This is a genomic window from Chloroflexota bacterium, from assembly GCA_034717495.1.
In the GTDB taxonomy this organism is placed as follows: Bacteria; Chloroflexota; Anaerolineae; order JAAEKA01; family JAAEKA01; genus JAYELL01.
Window position 1 is genome coordinate 12,838 of the sequence record JAYELL010000014.1, and the last position, 16,865, is coordinate 29,702.

The following is a 16,865-nucleotide window of genomic DNA, read 5'->3' on the forward strand; positions in this document are numbered from 1 at the left end:
GATCAACGTCAACGATGCCAACAGGCGGGGATCAGGACTCGACAACCGGCAGGTCCTCGACCGGTATTTCCGGACCATCCTGGGAGACAACCGATGTTTCCTGGCTGTGCAACAGAGGCACCGACGCAGCATTTCCACAATAGGGGCACATCTCCCATCCCAATTCGAGCAGCTTTCCGCAAGTGGGGCATTGCTTTTTGATCCCGGTATGGCAGTACGCGCAGAAGCGCCAATCATCCTCCACCACACGCTGACAGTTGGGACAAACAACCTGCTCTTCGATGCTGCGCAGCAACGCCTCTTCTTCCAGCGCGCGATCGTAGGCCTCGGCCAGTGTCTCCTTGGGCCGCAACAGCAGGTAGAGAAGCAGACCGACTATCGGGAAAACTGCTACCAGCACCACCGCCAGAATGGCAGCGAAGATATCGCGGGAACGGGATCGAATGTCTCGCCAGGCCCAGATCACCATGGCCAGCCAGAAGGCCAGCAAAAAGGCGCCACACAGGGCAACCACCCCCTGTAACACAGTGCCTATAGCATTGGAAAGTTCAATATCCATACAAAAAACAACCTCTTAGCCTTTTTTCTTTTGCTGTTGAGCCGGGCAATTATACTGCAAGGCATGTCAAAGGGCAATTGCTTCTCCTCCCTGGACAGCGCACCGGCTGCTGTGCTACCCCCACATTGCCTGCTCGTCATCATCACTGGCCAACAGCACCTCGCGTCCCCGCCCGGCGCCCTCGTCCGGTCCCACGTAACCGTCCGCCTCCAACTTGGCCATCAATTCTGCCGCCCGGTTGTAGCCTACCCGAAGCCGTCGCTGCAGCCAGGAGATGCTGGCTCTATCCACACCCTGTATCACATCTAGGGCCTGCTCGTATTGTTCATCGTGATCCTCCAACTGTGCCATCAGGCCCGTCCAGGGATAGCGCGGCACGTTGGCAGCCAACTCCTCGGCCGGCATCGACTCCTTCCAGAAGCGCACCAGCCTCTCGATCTCTTTATCCGAAACAAAACAACCCTGGACCCGGTCCAGTTTACTGCTATCGGGCCGCATGAATAACATGTCGCCACTTCCCAGAAGCTTCTCCGAGCCAGGCGAATCCAGGATGACCCGGCTATCGGTCTGGCTGGTGACGGAAAAAGCGATTCGGGCAGGAAAGTTAGCCTTGATCAGTCCGGTCACCACATCGACGCTGGGTCGTTGGGTGGAGATGACCAGATGTATGCCAGTCGCCCGTGCCATCTGCGCCAGGCGGCAGATCTGACGCTCCACCCGATCGGGTGCAGCTAACATCAGATCGGCCAGTTCGTCAATCACCAGGACCAGAGAGGGATAGCGGTCCAGGTCCTGCCAGGCCTTGGGCTTTTTCTTGCGGCTCACCTTACGATTGAATTCATCCAGGTTGCGCGCGCCAACCCGGCTGAAGTTGCGATAGCGTTCATCCATCTGCAGCATCAACCAGGTGAAGGCCCCTACCATCTGATCCAGGTCGGTCACCACAGGCGCCAGCAGGTGGGGCACACCTTCGTAGACAAGCAACTCGACCCGTTTGGGGTCTATCAGCAGTAGCCGCAGTTGATCGGGGCCGTTGTTGAACAGCAGGCTGGCAATGAGAGAATTGATACAGACCGATTTGCCCGAACCGGTTGCACCGGCAATCAAAAGGTGGGGCATCGTCGCCAGATCTGCGGCCACCGGCTCGCCCGCGACATCGCGGCCCACGGCGAAGGCCAGAGGTGATTTGAGTCGCAAGAAGGATTGGGATTCCAGTACTTCTCGCAAGCCAACCAGATTCGTGGCGCTATTGGGGACCTCGATCCCCACATAGCCCTTGCCTGGCACCGGCGCCTCGATACGCAGCGTGGGCGCCTCCAGGGCCAGGGCCAGATCATTGGAAAGCGACTTGATGCGGCTGACACGCACCCGACGCGTGACATCCTCGCCGTCAGCTCCGCGACGGACATATTCTCCCGGTTTCACCCCAAACTGGGTGACGGCAGGCCCGACATTGACATCGACCACGGTCACCGGCACGTTGAAGCTCGCCAACGTTTCCTCGATCATCTGTTTTTTGTATTCGATGTCCGTTTCCTTCAGGCCAGACTGGGACTCGGCAGCCAGAAGATCCAATGACGGCAGGTAGTCGGGACGAGGTTTCGGCTTGATGGGCCGGGGTTTGGTTGTCTTCCGGGGAGGACGTTTGCGCTTGGGGCGGACTGTCTCCTGGACAGCGATAGACGGCCCCAGGAAATCCTGGTCGTCCTGGATCACCGGCTCGACCGGTGGTGAGGAGCCAGCCGGTTGCGGTGAGTCCACCACATCGGAGATCTCCTGTTCCCGGGGTTCGGGTAGCAAGGAACGAAGGCTGTCCCGAAGGCCGGTGACGGCAGACCTGGGGTCCAGCGCAGGAACACCCAGAGGCCGCATGATTATCCACACACCAAGGCCTGCCAGGATAACCAGCAACAGCGTGGTAATCAGATCACCCAACAGAGACGCCGGCAGTGAACCTGCCAGCCAGCCCACCACTCCCCCCCCCTGACCTGCCTTGGCGTATTCCCATGGGTCGGCGGAATCGGCCCATAGATGGCTCAACCCGATGGCAGCCAGCAGAAGCAACAGCAGGCCGACAAACACTTCCGCCATGGCGCGCCAGGGAATCCGGTGGCCCGCGTTCAGCCGGTCGGTCGTCTGCCGGATCAGCACCCCCAGGCTGGCCAGCATCAAAGCCAGCAAGGCCGGCAAGGCCGCCCAACCAAAGCCCTTACTGACAATCCCGACGCTGTCCTCTTGCCTGGTAAAAAAATCAACAAGCAGTAACCCGCCGACCAAGAGCAGGATCAGCGTGATAACCTCCGAGTTGGCGACCAGCGCTTCTCTCCAGGAGCCACCCCGTTGGGAAGGCTTTGACTTCCCTCCCTTGCGAGCTTTCGAGGAGCCACGGGCTGGTTTTTTGCTCATGAGGCAACCAAGTCCTTCGTAGCTGTTTGAAAAGGGGTCGAAGGTCTTCCCAGGCCGCTCGAAAGCTGCAATTCAGGCCTGGAAACCCGCCTGATGCCGCCAAGCACACTTTGAAGACCCAACAAGCCCATGGACAAGACTTTTTTTACAGTTTCCCAGACGTACAACAGCGGTGCCCCAGGATTGACAGGGTTCCAGGACCCTGAACAGGCACCGCTGCTTGACACCAGACCTGAGATACTCGGGACCATGGGGCACAGCAAGTCTTCGGATTGCTGAAATGACGCAGAAAGCGCCTCAATAGGGACCGTCGCTGGCCACCTCCACCAACACGTTCGCAGTGTCATCATGGTCATGATCTTCGATGGCATGATCTGCATGGTTTGTGCGCACCTGGCGAAGGCTCAGACCGATGCGCCTGTTCACTGGGTCCACGTTGAGCACCCGGACACGAACTCGCTGGCCTTCCTGCACCACGTTGCGGGGATGGAGAAAAGTACCTTCAGCCAGCTCAGAGATGTGGATCAGACCTTCGATTCCCTCTTCCAACCTGGCGAATGCGCCAAAGCTCACCACATTCGTAACGTCACCCTCGATAATCTCGCCAACATGGTAGTGCCCGGCAACCTGTTGCCAGGGATCGGATTGAAGCTGTTTGAGACTCAACTGAATCTTGCGTTCAGCGGGATTCACATCAAGCACGTAGACCTGCACCTCGTCGCCAGGGCTCACCACATCACCGGGATAATTCACCCGTCCCCACGACATCTCCGAGATGTGGACCAATCCTTCAAATCCACCGAGATCAACAAAGGCGCCGAAGCGCCGCAGGTTGCTGACGCGACCGCTGACCACGTCGCCGGCCGTGAGTCTGGAAAAAACTTCTTCGCATCGCTGACCCTGGATTGCGGCCCGCTCTGAGAGAATGAGCCGGTCCTTCGGCTGATCAAGCTCAATGACCTGCAAGGTCAATGTCTGGCCCACTCGCTCTGTCAGCGCATCTTCCCGTTCCAGGGAATCGGCATAGATGGGGAAATCGAGTAAATGAGAGCTGGGTACGAAGCCGGTGATCACGCCGAATTCGACCAACAGGCCACCACGGTTATAGCCAGTTACCTTGAGAACGCAACAATCGCAGCTTGCAAGCAGGGACCTGGCACGTCCCCATCCGTACCCGTCATCCCCGGCTTCACCGCTTCCGTCGCCGGAAGCAGCAATCCCCGCAGACTGCTCATCTTCCGCCATCCAGGGAGGTGGTTCATCCAACGAAGCAACCTCGCCATCGCTGAGCAACGCTTCCCAATAACCATCATCTTGCGGAACGTCTTGTCCGTCCGGGGGAAATCCATCATCGCCGGTGTTACTCACAGTTCCATCGTCGTCATTGTCGGATAGGAAACCCATACCTCTTCTCCTGCTCCACTGCAACAATACACTCAACCTCATAAGTTGAACCCTGCTTTTGACAGGGTCGAGAACTATTGCACAATTATATGGCCGATAGAAACGCTTGTCAAACAGCTTCTTGCTTGGCACCTCCTTCGGCCGTGTGGTAGAATAGCACCGTCATGTCGGGCCTGCGCCCGGCATCCCCATGCCATGAACGATCTACTTCTTTCCCCCTTGGGACCAGCCCTGTTGCTCGGCATAGCGGGCCTGCTTTTGCGTGTCCTGATTCGACCCCAACGGTCATCGACTCTTGCGCTCTCTGGGCTTGGCCCACTTTTTGTATCTCTGGTATTGCTGGTTCGAACCCGGGCAGTGGGCTCACTGATCTGGCAAACTACGTGGCGGCCTCTGGTCCTGCCACCCCTTGACGTCCTGTGGGCATTGGATGGCTGGAACAGCCTCGCCTTATTGCTTCTGCTGTTGACGGGTGCCATTGCCATCCTGCTGACCTGGCGCCTTCCTGGAATGCGCACCGGACCTTTTCACGGCCTCAGCCTGCTGCTGCTGGCGTCTGCAGCACTGACGGTGGTGTCCGATAATCTTCTGGCCCTCGGACCAGCCTGGGTGGCGACCGACATCCTTTTGATCGCTCGCATGCGCGGCGGCAAACCCATGGGCAGCGCCGCGCCAATAGGTCTTGTGGCGGGAGGTAGCCTGCTTATCTTCCTGGCCATCGGAATCACGAGCCTCTCGCCTGTCACTGCCTCCCTGGTAACCGCCACGTTGCCTTCACAGACCGTGGCGCTGATCCTGTTGGCCGCCGCCCTTCGAATGACCGCCTATCCGCTCCATCTCTGGCGCACGCCTGACAACCCCGAACGGGACCGGGGCACCCAATTGTTGATCAGTGGGATCATCCTGGTGACTGGAGCGTGGATGCTGGGACGGCTGTTTACCCTGGGGGCATCGATCTGGTTTTCCAACCCGCTGCTACCACCGCTACTGGCCCTTCTGACGTTGCTGGCAGGCACTGCGGCATGGACCGCCCGTGGCCAGGACCAATTTCCCTTTTTGACGACCAGCCGGGCCACGTGGCTGTGGCTGACCCTGTCCCTGGCGCCTGCTGTCATCGGCAGAGAGCTTCTGGGCTGGGCCATGGTAGCAGCACTACTGGGCCTCATGCTCACTGCTGTGGGACAGGCGAGCTTTTCGCTGTGGCGTTGGCAGGTTCCCACGGCCCTGGCTGCTGCCACGCTCGCCGGTGTTCCACTCACAGCAGGATTGGCTTCCCGGGCCCTCATCTCTCCCGCGTCACTCCTTCTTTTCCTGTTGATGATCGTCGGAGATTCCTTGGTGTTGGCAACCGTTTTCCAGACGGTCATCGGACAGAAAGGGACAGCTGAGACATCCCAGGTCGCTCTGCCGGCTCCAGGAGCCGGCGGGATCGCCTTGAAATGGCCCGTGATTCGCTCACTTACGGCTTTTAGCCTGGCCGCCATACCGGTTCTCCTGTGGGGAATCTTTCCGGCATCGCTCGCCTCCTTTGCCAGCTTCGGTGCCATGCTGACGGTGGGTGATCTCCTGGGTGCCCTGGGCGTGACCGGCTTGATTGGGATCATCTTGAGCCTGGTCCTGGGATATGGCCTGACACGTGTCCCAATGACAGTTTCCCTGCGCAGCCGCCTGGCTCGAATCACAGATCTGTCGTGGCTTCTGCGCGGCATCGAGTGGGTACTTACCTGGGTCGACAGTGGCTGGCGCGCCGTTACCGTGATTTTTGAAGGAGAAGGCTACTTCGGATGGCTTATGCTCATGGTGTTGTTCGCATGGTTGATCATTCGCCCCTGATAGGCTGAAGACTGAAAAACAAAACCATGGAGCCAATTCCCCCCCTACCCCCTTTGGAAAACCTCGCGACGGAGGCCGGCGAGTTGAGCGGCACGCCCGTGGTCATCGCTGTGTTTTTCTGCGCTATCCTGCTCGTTGCAGCGCGGGACTGGCGCGCAGTGCTGGCCGCGTTCATGGTGCTCTATTTGAGCGCCACGGTGCTCACTCTGCAACTGCTGCAACCTCAATGGGCGCTGCTGCGGGTTATCGTCGGCGGTCTGGTGGCAATCATGTGGTTCCTGTCGGCGCAACGGGCTGGCTGGGGAGGACGATTCCTGCCATTTCGCCATCAGGCCGGAGTCCATGCCCGCCCCCTCTCCTCCACGACGGCGTTCCGCACACTGATGGCCCTTACCCTTGCCGCCGTCCTGCTTGTGACACGCCCAAATCTGCCACTACCTCTCGTTCCCCCAGAGGTACGGCTGGTCGTGATCTGGCTGGCAGCCTTTGCGCTGCTACAGTTGGCCCTGGGGGATGAGGCGCTACAGGTGGGCGTTGCTCTGTTGATGTGGCTGGTTGGCACCCAATTGCTCATGAGTGCACTGCAGTTGGATCCCTGGTTAATCTGGCTCCTGAGCACCGTTGAACTCCTGATTGGATTGGCAGTTGCCTACTTGATGGTTGCCAGAGGACCTGCACCCGGTCCATCAACACAAGAGGAGTCCGGCTGATGTCTGGTGTCGTGCTCCTCTATACATTTCTTGTGCTCGCTGCCATCCTGGTCTATCTGCTGCGTCGATGGCCCACACCCTCGGCTGCCCTGGCAGGGCTGTCAGCCCTGGCCCTGGGTGTCATGCTATGGACATGGCCCAACGATCAAGAGGTTTTCTTCCTGGGCCGGGTGATCAATCTCAACCAACCTGTCCTCTTTTTTGGTCAGCATCTGGAGATGGGTCCCACCGGTCAGTGGACGATCGGATTCATGGCGGTTGCCCTGGCAGCAACCTACGTCGGCGCCTGGCGTGTCTCCCAGGGACGGACCTTCTTTCCCTTTGGTCTGCTGCTACTGGCGCTTTTGAGCACAGTGCTGCTCATCAGGCCACTCTGGCTGGCCCCCGCAATTTTGGCCGCAGTCCTCAGCATGGCGACCTTTGTCATTCAAGCCGGTCGTCGGGGAAGTACTCGGGGCGCTGCCCGAATCATGTGGCTACCTGTCCTTGCCATTCCGCTCTTTCTGCTGGCTGCCTGGTACCTGAAACAGGTCCCGCTAAATCCGGATGATCCACTGCCATTGCAAAGCGCAGCGCGCCTGGCAAGCTGGGGCCTCCTGCTCCTGCTGGCGCCCTGGCCCCTGCACGGCCCCGGACTGAGTCTTGGTGCAGAAGCTCCTCCTCTGGTTGCCGCCTGGCTTTCTACTGCCCTGTTGATCATCAGCGTTTCCCTGTTACAGGGCTTTTTGCTTCGCTACCAATGGCTGCAGAACACGGCCCTCTTCTACGGACCTTCAGGGCTGCGTCTGCCGGAGCTGTTACTCTATGGCGGACTGGCACTGACTCTCTGGGCGGGAATGGCCGCAATGACCCAGCGCGATCTGAGCCGCGTGTGGAGCTACTCTGCGCTCTACAACCACGGCTCAGTTCTGATCGCGCTGGGTCTCGGTGCCCGCAGTTCATGGGGGCTGGTGTGGTTACTCCTGATAACCCGAACCGTCAGCCTTCTCGTTTCCGGATTTGGTCTTGCCGTAATCCGTGATCGGGCCGGGGGTCTGACCGATTATGGCAGCATCCGGGGATTCGGGACGCGCACACCGTGGTCTTCCACCGCCCTGCTGCTGGGGGGCTTGAGTCTGGCAGGCCTCCCCTTGACGATGGGTTTTGCCAGCCAGTGGACTCTATCCCAAACTCTGGGGACTCAGGACTGGCTTCTGGCAGCCCTGCTTCTAACAGGCGCAATTGCCCTTTCCCTGGGCCTGTTACGAGGGGAACGTTCGCTGTTGGGGCACCTGGAAAACCGTTTGTTGGAACGGGAGGATTCCCTGATGGTGATTCTGGCTGCCGCCGGCATCGGCGTCATCGTCATCTCCGCCCTTTGGCCAGTCCTCTGGCAGAATCTGCTCATCACCGCAGAAGCTGTCTTCACATTGGCCCCGCCACCCTGATTTCCCGGAATTCGACAGACCGGCGCCAACAGAGGGGCACGCCTGCCCTCTACTCTCTGTTGTCCTAACCTGGACAAGCCAGAGGAACGCTGATTACGCAGACCTTCGGCGCTGGTCTTTTCTGATGTCTGATCTGCGTTTATCCTTCGGCTACGCTCAGGGCAGGTCTGCGGTTCATTCAGCACTATGGTACATCCTGGTCAGGTTCGTGGCCAATTTTCGTGCCCAGTGGTCGAGAATCTGACTCGAAAAGTGCTATCGCGGTGAAAGTTGATAGGTTTTGGTAGTAGCCTGGTGGTATCATATGCATCGTAATAGAAGAAGTAACCCGGCGCTTCCTCCGACTGCGGAGGGGCGCTTTTGTGTACAATAGTGGGCTAAAACAACAACCAGACCCCTGCCTGGACCTATCGGTGACTATGAGCGAATCATCTCGACTGCCCGGTTTCTATCGCGAATCGCTCACTGAGCGAATAGCCATTGTGAGCGAATGGGCGAATCTGGACGCTTCTGATCTCAGCGCCCTGCACGCAGGGCTGGGTCCTGCCCAGGCCGACAGCATGATCGAAAACGCGATCGGAACCTTCGATCTGCCGCTGGGCATCGCCGCCAACTTTCTGATCAACGGAAAAGACTATTTGATTCCGATGGTCATCGAAGAGCCGTCGGTAGTAGCGGCAGCAAGCAATGCCGCCAGGCTGGCACGGGCCGGGGGAGGTTTTTCAGCGGGAAGCAGCGAGCCGGTAATGATCGGGCAGGTGCAGCTCATGGATGTGCCCGACCCGGATCAAGCCGCCCGCAAGGTCAAACAGGCGGAGAACGAGATCGCCGCGCTGGTCGATCCACTGCATCCGACCATTCGTAGCCTGGGTGGCGGTTTCCGCGGCGTCGAGGTACAAGAGATTGCCCATACGCCGGCCGGCGCCATGTTGATCGTGCATATCCTGCTCGATTGTCGCGATGCCATGGGTGCAAACGCAATCAACACCGCGGTCGAAGCGGTCACACCACTGCTGGAAACGCTCACGGGCGGACGAGCGAATCTGCGCATCCTCAGCAACCTGTCCGACCGCCGAACTGCCTGGGCAGCCTGCCGGATTCCCGCAGAGGCCTTCACTACAGCGCAGTTTTCCGGCCAGGAAATCATCCGGCGCATTGCGGAGGCCAACGCTTTTGCCTGGGCAGACCCCTACCGGGCCGCCACCCACAACAAGGGGATTATGAACGGCATCGATCCCATCGTGATCGCGACCGGCAATGATTGGCGAGCCGTGGAAGCGGGCGCCCATGCCTACGCAGCCCGCGATGGACAGTATCGAGCCCTGACAGATTGGCATGTCGAAGAACATGACGATGGGGCCGAGCTGGTTGGACGTATCGAACTGCCGCTGGCGGTCGGTATCGTCGGCGGCGCAACCGGGGTTCACCCGGTCGCTCAGGTAACGCTCAAGATTCTGAATGTGGCGACAGCCAGGGAGTTGGCCGAAGTCATGGCGACCGCGGGACTGGCCCAGAACCTGTCGGCCCTGAGAGCGTTGGCAGCCGAGGGCATTCAGCGGGGCCACATGAGCCTGCATGCCCGTCAGGTAGCGTTGGCCGCCGGCGCCAGTCAGGATCAGGTTGAAAGGGTGGCTGCCCAACTGGTGGCCGAAGGCGAAATTCGCAGCGAGCGGGCCCGGGAAATCCTGCAGGAATCGGGAAGAGATCCAAGAGACAAATGAGAAAATGCTTATGAGCGAGATAACAGACCGTACGCTGCTGAAACCAGAGCGCGACGTGGGCATCGTTGGTTACGGCGCCTATATACCCCGTTTCCGGCTGCCGGCCGCGGAAGTAGCGCGCGTCTGGAGCGGACGAACAGCCAACCTGCCTATCCAGGAGAAGGCAGTGGCAGGTCTCGATGAAGACACTGCCAGCATGTCGATCGAAGCCGCACGCAATGCCCTGAAACGAGCCCGGATCGATCCTAAACGGATCCGCGCCGTCTGGGTAGGCAGCGAGTCCCACCCCTATGCCGTCAAACCGACCTCCACCATTGTGGCCGAAGCTCTGGATATTGTGCCATTGACTTCGGCAGCCGATTGGGAGTTTGCCTGCAAGGCAGGTACCGAGGCCATACAGGCAGCCATCGCTCTTGTGGGCTCAGGAATGGCCAACTACGCGTTGAGCATCGGCATGGACACGGCCCAGGGGCGCCCCGGGGATGCCCTGGAGTATACGGCTGCCGCCGGCGGTGCAGCGTTTCTGCTGGGGCCAGCCGAAGAGAGCCTGGCAAGGTTCGAGGCGTCCATCTCTTATGTGACCGATACACCCGATTTTTGGCGAAGACCCCACGCGCACTATCCCAGCCATGGACAGCGCTTCACCGGTGAACCGGCCTACTTCCACCACGTTACCAGTGCAGCCAACCTGCTCATGGAGGAGTTGGGCCGGCGTGCAGCAGACTATCGTTATCTCGTATTGCACCAACCCAACACCAAGTTCCCGACCCGGGCAGCCAAGATGTTGGGGTTTCAGCCGGAACAATTCGAGGCAGGTCTGCTGGTACCGGTGATCGGCAACACCTACGCCGGTTCATCGCTGGTTGGCTTGACCGGCGTACTCGACGAGGCACGCCCGGGCGACAGGGTGTTGCTGGTTTCCTTCGGTTCCGGGGCCGGCAGTGACGCGTTCTCTCTGGAGATCAGCGAAGGCATCGAGGAAACCAGAGATCGCGCCACGACCACGCAGCAGTATATCGACCGCCGCGTGGCCATCGATTATGCTACCTATGCGCGGTTCCGCGGCAAGTTGCTGATGAAGTAGGCGAGGAGGCGGCCAGCTTCCAGAAGACGGTATTCGGTAATCGGTGTTCGGTGATCGGAATACCGATTACTGGTCACGGAATACCAGGTTCGGTGGTCAGCGGAGGACTGAACAAAATGAGATCTGTTTACATAGCTGGCTACGGCCAGACGCCCGTGGGCGAGCAGTGGCAGCGTTCCCTGCGCCACCTGGCGCACGATGCCATTATGCCAGCCATGCAGGATGCCGGAATCGAACGGGCCGACGCGCTCTACGTTGGCAACATGCTGTCGGGTGAGCTGGTTGGCCAGGAACATCTGGGTGCTCTCGTGGCCGACTTTGTTGGCCTGAGGGGCATCGAGGCGATCAAGGTGGAAGCTGCCTGTGGTTCAGGCGCAGCCGCGCTGCGTATGGGCTATATCGCCGTCGCCGGTGGCATCCACGACGTGGTCATTGTCGCCGGCGTCGAAAAGATGACCGACACGGTTAGCAAGGACACCACCGCTGCCCTCGCCATGGCAGCCGACCAGGAATATGAGGCGGCCGAGGGGGTCTCCTTCGTGGCTCTGAACGCCATGCTCATGCGTCGCTACATGCATGTCTACGACGTGCCCCACAGCGCCTTTGGTTATTTCGCTGTCAACGCCCATCAGAACGCCGTTGGCAACCCCAATGCCATGTTTCGCCGTGCAATTAGCCTGGACACCTATCTTAAGGCACCCATGATCTGCGAGCCGATCAACTTGATGGATAGCTCGCCGATCTGTGACGGTGCGGCTGCTGTTGTGCTGATGTCGGAACACCTGGTCCGCTCCATGAACGGCGGCCGGCGCCCTGTGCGCATTGCCGGTTCCGCGGCCGGCACCGACAGCCTGGCAATCCACGATCGGCGCGATCCTCTCTGGTTGGAGGCAGCCTGGATTAGCAGCCAGAAAGCCTATCAACAGGCCGGCATAACGCCTGCCGACGTCGACCTGTTTGAACTCCATGATGCTTTCACCATCATGGCCGCCCTGTCGCTGGAAGCCAGCGGCTTCGCCGAACGGGGTCAGGGTGTGCGCCTGGCCCAGGAGGGGGAGATCACCATCGAGGGTCGGGTGCCGGTCGCCACCATGGGCGGTCTCAAGGCTCGAGGCCATCCGGTAGGCGCTACCGGCGTTTATCAGATCGTGGAAGCTGCCCAGCAGGTGCAGGGATTGGCCGGCCCAAACCAGGTGCATGACGTTGATATTGCCCTGGTCCAGAACATCGGCGGCAGTGGCGCCACCATCGTTTCCCACATTCTGATCGGCGAATAACTGTGAAAAAAGACTGCCAAAACCTACCAAGTGGCCTCAATAGAGAAAAAAGGCACGTATCCTGATAGGTTTTGGCGAGAAAACTATGATAAAATCGTGTTCGTGTGCGATCAGAGAGTAAATCACCAGGATCGTAGCACGCACCAACTTAATAGGAGAGTTTGATAATGACAGTTGCCAGAAGCTGGCGCACCCGTCGCCAACGATATAGTCTAGTCGGTGAGCGCTGTGAGTATTGCCACAACGCCATCTTCCCGCCGCGGGATGTCTGCCCCCACTGCGCAGAGCCTGCTCAAAAGGAATTCGCCTTGAGTGGCAAGGGTACCATCTTTTCCTTCACGACGGTCTTCGATCCTCCCGCTGGCTTTGAGCGCTACGCGCCCTACCCGGTAGCCCTGGTCCAACTGGATGAGGGACCCATGGTGACCGCTCAGCTAACCGATGTTGTACCGGAGGAGATTTCCATTGGAATGCCGGTGGAAATGGTTACCCGCCGGCTGAACGAACAGGGCGACGAGGGCTTGATCCTCTATAGTTATAAGTTCCGACCGACGCTGGAGCCTCAGGCAGCGATTGTGTAGACACCCCAGCGACCGTCAATGGCAAGAGCAACGGGCAGTGCCGTGGGCACTGCCCGTTTTCGCGTGCATCGAAAAAGGGGAGGGGGAATCTCTTTGGGGCGACTATTGACATTTTGTCTATAGTCGCGTATACTGTAGATGGCTGAACGTAAGGAGCGTAACCCATGCCAAGAGGTCGAGGTTTTGGAAAAGGTAAGGGAAGAGGACAAGGCCGGCAGAGGGTGATGAGTTTTTTGCAGCCCTGCCTGTTGTTTCTGCTTACCAGGGGAGAAGCACATGGCTATAGCCTGCTTGATGGGCTGGAGGATTTTGGCTTCGACCGCTATCAATTTGATTCCAGCCTGGCTTACCGGGCCTTGCGCAATATGGAAGATGCAGGCTGGGTCGATTCACGCTGGGATGATGCCAGCCAGGGTCCTCGACGCCGTGTGTATCGAATTTTGCCGGAAGGCAAGATACGCTTGACAATCTGGATGGACGATCTGCGCCGCACGCGGGACGAGATAGATCGCCTGCTACAGGCCTATGAGCAAGAGAGCTAGCTAATTGTCAGTGGTCAATTGTCAATTGTGGCTCCAAGAGAGATTCAATTCGTTCTTCAATTTACTCACCAGGAGGTAAAAATGCCATTCCGAGATAGAACAGGCCCTGAAGGGAAAGGCCCAATGAACGGACGAAGGTTGGGCTACTGTGCAGAAACGGATGTCCCGGAGAATATCATACCTGAAGGCCGTGGATTTGGCCGCGGTGGGGGAGCTGGGCGCGGATTTGGCCGTGGCCGCGGCGGTCGGAGGCGAGGTCGAGGCTTTTTTGCCACCCCCGCAACAACCCTGCCTGAACAAGAAGTCAACATGCTCAAGTCGCAAGCCCAGAGCTTGAGAGATGCGCTACAACGCGTCAATGACAGGCTCGACACGCTGAAAGCACAGGACGATGGAAAGGATAAGACATGAAACTGGCGATTTCTTCACTTGATGGAAAAATCGACACTGAACTTAGCTCCCGATTTGCGCGCTGCGATTACTTTATCTTTTTCGACACGGAGACCCGGGATTGGGAAGCCAGACCCAACCCTGCCGCTGCGGCCCGGGGGGGAGCTGGCGCTCAGGTGGTTCAGTTCCTCTCGAATAGCGGCGTTGAAGCTACAATCAGCGGACGTTATGGCCCCACGGCTTTCTCCGCGCTCGATGTGGCCGGCATTCAGGCCTTTGTCGCAGATAGCGGTACGCCGGAAGAGCTGCTCGACAGATTCCTGGCTGGTCAGCTGGAACAGGTCAACGCTGCTACCGGTCCAGAACTCCATCATTGAGCGTCAGCTCCACAATGATAATTGCAGTTGCCAGCGGGAAAGGTGGCACCGGTAAAACGACCGTTGCCACCGCTCTCGCTCAAGCCCTTGCCCACGCAGATATTTCTGTATCCTGTTTGGATTGTGATGTCGAAGGGCCGAACGCCCACATCTTCATTCGGCCCACGCTGGATCACCATAAGAACGTTGATTTACTGATCCCGGAGGTGGATGCCGATCTGTGCAACGGTTGCGGAAAATGCGCGGAAGTCTGTCAATTTCACGCCATTGTCGTGCTGGGCGGGCAAACGCTCGTTTTCCCGGAATTGTGTCATGGCTGCGGCAGTTGCACCTTGGTGTGCCCTGAAAAGGCAATCACCGAAGTGCCACGAACGCTGGGCATTTTAGAAGGTGGGCTTTCCCCCGATGGGATCAACTTCGGGCATGGCTTGCTCAACGTGGGCGAACCGATGGCCGTCCCGGTCATCACGCAGCTAAAATCGTGGCGCGATTACATGGATGCTGAGGTTGTGATATTGGATTCGCCTCCCGGCGCATCCTGCCCGGTGGTTGAATCTGTTCGCGGGGCAGATTTTGTGCTCCTGGTCACCGAGCCGACCCCTTTTGGACTGCACGACCTGCGTCAGGCGTATGAATTGACACAGGAAGTGGATATCCCCGCTGGCCTGATTATCAACCGTGATGGAATCGGCGATCCCGGCGTTGATGTCTACTGCCAGGAAGTTGGGCTGCCCGTTTTGATGAAAATACCGCTCGAACGGGAAATCGGACAGGGAATAGCTCAAGGAAAAACGCTGCTGGAAATCCATCCGGAATACCAGGATGCCTTTCAGACGTTGTACGCGCAGATTGCGGATTTGGCTGCAAATGGGGGTGACCGGTGAAACAATTGGTCATCCTCAGTGGCAAGGGCGGCACCGGCAAAACCAGCGTCGCTGCCGCCTTTGCGCACTTGCTTTCATTGGATGATGCTCCTTTCCGCACGGTTCTGGCCGATGCCGATGTGGACGCCTCCAATTTGGAATTGGTGCTCTCCCCCAAGATCATCACCCGAGAATCATTCCGGGGCGGCCTGTACGCCAGAATCGACTGGAACACCTGCATTGACTGCGGCATTTGTGAACAGGTTTGTCGTTTTGATGCCATTGGCGATACCTCCCGCCCGCAATTTCATCGACTTGCAGCCCGTCGCGTTGCGCAGTCAGATACGCCTTCCTCCCCAATCCCTGAGCTCCCGATAGTCGATCCCATTGCTTGCGATGGGTGTGCGGCCTGCGTGTACCAGTGCCCGGTGGATGCCATCACCATGCACGATCAGGTTGTCGGGGAATGGTTTCGCTCTGAAAGTCGCTATGGGCCATTGTTTCATGCGTCCTTGCGACCGGCTCAGGAGAATTCCGGCAAACTGGTCACGCTGGTCAAGCAGCAGGCGCGTTTGCTGGCCCTGGATGAGGATTACGATCTGGTGCTTGTCGACGGTCCACCAGGGATCGGCTGTCCGGTCATTTCGGCCGTCTCCGGCGCAGATATGGCGCTCATTGTTGCTGAGCCTACCGCGGCAGGCGTGCATGACATGCATCGCGTCCTGGAGACGACCGCTCACTTCGGTGTGCAATCTTTGGTCTGTATCAACAAAGCCGATATTTATCCCAAAGGGGCTGCCGAAATTGAAGCTTTTTGTCGCGAGCAAGCAGTTCAAGTCGTGGGCAGGATTCCCTTCGACACCACCGTAACAGAAGCGATGGTGCAAGGGCAACCCGTGACACTTTTTGCTCCAGATGCTCCTTCCAGTCGAGCCTTGCTTGAAGTGTGGGGGCAGGTGACTGCGCTATTGCAAAATGGTGTTTCGCCATGAATGATGAACAAGCTGAAAAACTCAAGAAGTTGATTATCGCCCGTTTGCGTTTGGTCATCGACCCTGAAACCCGCGCGGACGTCGTTCGTATGCGTTTGATTGAAGACCTTGAAGTGACCGCTGACGGTCAAGTGACCTATACTTTTCGTCCATCATCGCCAGTGTGCCCGATTGCGGTATCACTGGCGCAGCAGATTAAACAGGCGGTTGCTCAAGTGCCTGGGGTGATGTCCCAGAACATCACCGTTGAAGGCTATGTGGGCGCCGAGCAATTGACAACACTCATCAATCGATAAGGAGAAACAACCTATGCGTATCGCAATCTCACTACAAACCAACAATGACCTGAACAGCATCGTCGCTCAGCATTTCGGACGTTGTCCCTATTTCGCACTGGTGGACATGCAGGGAAACGAGGTCCAGGCAATGGAAGTCATCGACAATCCCTATTATGCTGGTCATCAGGTAGGGGAGATTCCGCGGTTTATCCATGAACAGAAAGCAGATGTCATGCTTAGTGGCGGGATGGGCGGCCGGGCTATCCAATTCTTCGAACAGTTTGGCATCGGAGTTGCAACCGGCGCCAGCGGTACGGTGCGTGATACGTTGGAAAGCTACAGCGCCGGTGAACTGCGTGAAGCTGCTCCATGCGCCGAAAGTGTCGCCCACGGCCACGGATAGGGGCAGTAACCCCACCCG

17 protein-coding genes are annotated in these 16,865 nt (G+C 58.5%); 14 read left to right on the forward strand and 3 right to left on the reverse strand.

Annotated features, from left to right (window positions below):
• Positions 1 to 31: 31 nt before the first annotated feature.
• The 3 genes from U9R25_03415 to U9R25_03425 all read right to left on the reverse strand — a co-directional run bounded on the left by U9R25_03415 (position 32) and on the right by U9R25_03425 (position 4,369).
• Complete coding sequence (locus tag U9R25_03415; protein ID MEA3334930.1) at positions 32 to 559, reverse strand: zinc ribbon domain-containing protein; 528 nt, start codon at positions 557 to 559, stop codon at positions 32 to 34.
• 114 nt (positions 560 to 673) lie between these two features.
• On the reverse strand, positions 674 to 2,965 hold the full coding sequence (locus tag U9R25_03420; GenBank protein ID MEA3334931.1) for a DNA translocase FtsK: 2,292 nt from the start codon (positions 2,963 to 2,965) through the stop codon (positions 674 to 676).
• Positions 2,966 to 3,262: 297 nt separating this feature from the next.
• Positions 3,263 to 4,369, reverse strand: a complete 1,107-nt coding sequence (locus tag U9R25_03425; protein ID MEA3334932.1) for a S1 RNA-binding domain-containing protein — start codon at positions 4,367 to 4,369, stop codon at positions 3,263 to 3,265.
• 195 nt (positions 4,370 to 4,564) lie between these two features.
• Here U9R25_03425 and U9R25_03430 point away from each other — a divergent pair, with 195 nt between their 5' ends.
• From U9R25_03430 to U9R25_03495, 14 genes are all read left to right on the forward strand, one after another.
• Positions 4,565 to 6,202 carry a hypothetical protein gene (locus U9R25_03430; GenBank protein ID MEA3334933.1) on the forward strand — a complete coding sequence of 546 codons (1,638 nt, stop codon included), beginning with the start codon at positions 4,565 to 4,567 and terminating at the stop codon, positions 6,200 to 6,202.
• A 26-nt stretch (positions 6,203 to 6,228) separates the two neighbouring features.
• Complete coding sequence (locus U9R25_03435; GenBank protein ID MEA3334934.1) at positions 6,229 to 6,912, forward strand: hypothetical protein; 684 nt, start codon at positions 6,229 to 6,231, stop codon at positions 6,910 to 6,912.
• Positions 6,912 to 8,339, forward strand: a complete 1,428-nt coding sequence (locus U9R25_03440) for a proton-conducting transporter membrane subunit (GenBank protein ID MEA3334935.1) — start codon at positions 6,912 to 6,914, stop codon at positions 8,337 to 8,339. The genes U9R25_03435 and U9R25_03440 overlap by 1 nt, the downstream gene beginning before the upstream one ends.
• A gap of 419 nt (positions 8,340 to 8,758) precedes the next feature.
• A complete protein-coding gene (locus tag U9R25_03445; protein MEA3334936.1) occupies positions 8,759 to 10,060 on the forward strand; it encodes a hydroxymethylglutaryl-CoA reductase, degradative in 1,302 nt (433 codons plus the stop codon).
• Between the two features lie 10 nt (positions 10,061 to 10,070).
• On the forward strand, positions 10,071 to 11,144 hold the full coding sequence (locus U9R25_03450; GenBank protein ID MEA3334937.1) for a hydroxymethylglutaryl-CoA synthase: 1,074 nt from the start codon (positions 10,071 to 10,073) through the stop codon (positions 11,142 to 11,144).
• A 116-nt stretch (positions 11,145 to 11,260) separates the two neighbouring features.
• Positions 11,261 to 12,421: a thiolase domain-containing protein gene (locus tag U9R25_03455; GenBank protein ID MEA3334938.1), complete on the forward strand. Its 1,161-nt coding sequence runs from the start codon at positions 11,261 to 11,263 to the stop codon at positions 12,419 to 12,421.
• Positions 12,422 to 12,588: 167 nt separating this feature from the next.
• Complete coding sequence (locus U9R25_03460) at positions 12,589 to 13,002, forward strand: Zn-ribbon domain-containing OB-fold protein (GenBank protein ID MEA3334939.1); 414 nt, start codon at positions 12,589 to 12,591, stop codon at positions 13,000 to 13,002.
• Between the two features lie 164 nt (positions 13,003 to 13,166).
• Positions 13,167 to 13,544: a PadR family transcriptional regulator gene (locus U9R25_03465; protein MEA3334940.1), complete on the forward strand. Its 378-nt coding sequence runs from the start codon at positions 13,167 to 13,169 to the stop codon at positions 13,542 to 13,544.
• Between the two features lie 81 nt (positions 13,545 to 13,625).
• Positions 13,626 to 13,955, forward strand: coding sequence for a DUF5320 domain-containing protein (locus U9R25_03470; protein MEA3334941.1), 330 nt, complete (start codon positions 13,626 to 13,628; stop codon positions 13,953 to 13,955).
• Positions 13,952 to 14,311, forward strand: coding sequence for a NifB/NifX family molybdenum-iron cluster-binding protein (locus U9R25_03475; GenBank protein MEA3334942.1), 360 nt, complete (start codon positions 13,952 to 13,954; stop codon positions 14,309 to 14,311). Before U9R25_03470 ends, U9R25_03475 begins: the two co-directional genes overlap by 4 nt.
• A gap of 14 nt (positions 14,312 to 14,325) precedes the next feature.
• Positions 14,326 to 15,195: an ATP-binding protein gene (locus U9R25_03480; GenBank protein ID MEA3334943.1), complete on the forward strand. Its 870-nt coding sequence runs from the start codon at positions 14,326 to 14,328 to the stop codon at positions 15,193 to 15,195.
• Entirely contained in the window at positions 15,192 to 16,166 is a 975-nt protein-coding gene (locus tag U9R25_03485) for an ATP-binding protein (GenBank protein ID MEA3334944.1), read from the forward strand. Before U9R25_03480 ends, U9R25_03485 begins: the two co-directional genes overlap by 4 nt.
• Positions 16,163 to 16,462 (forward strand): iron-sulfur cluster assembly protein, encoded by a 300-nt coding sequence (locus U9R25_03490; protein MEA3334945.1) that lies wholly within the window; start codon positions 16,163 to 16,165, stop codon positions 16,460 to 16,462. Before U9R25_03485 ends, U9R25_03490 begins: the two co-directional genes overlap by 4 nt.
• A 13-nt stretch (positions 16,463 to 16,475) precedes the next feature.
• The gene (locus U9R25_03495) at positions 16,476 to 16,847 is read left to right on the forward strand and encodes a NifB/NifX family molybdenum-iron cluster-binding protein (protein ID MEA3334946.1); all 372 of its coding nucleotides are present in this window, start codon (positions 16,476 to 16,478) and stop codon (positions 16,845 to 16,847) included.
• Positions 16,848 to 16,865 lie beyond the last annotated feature (18 nt).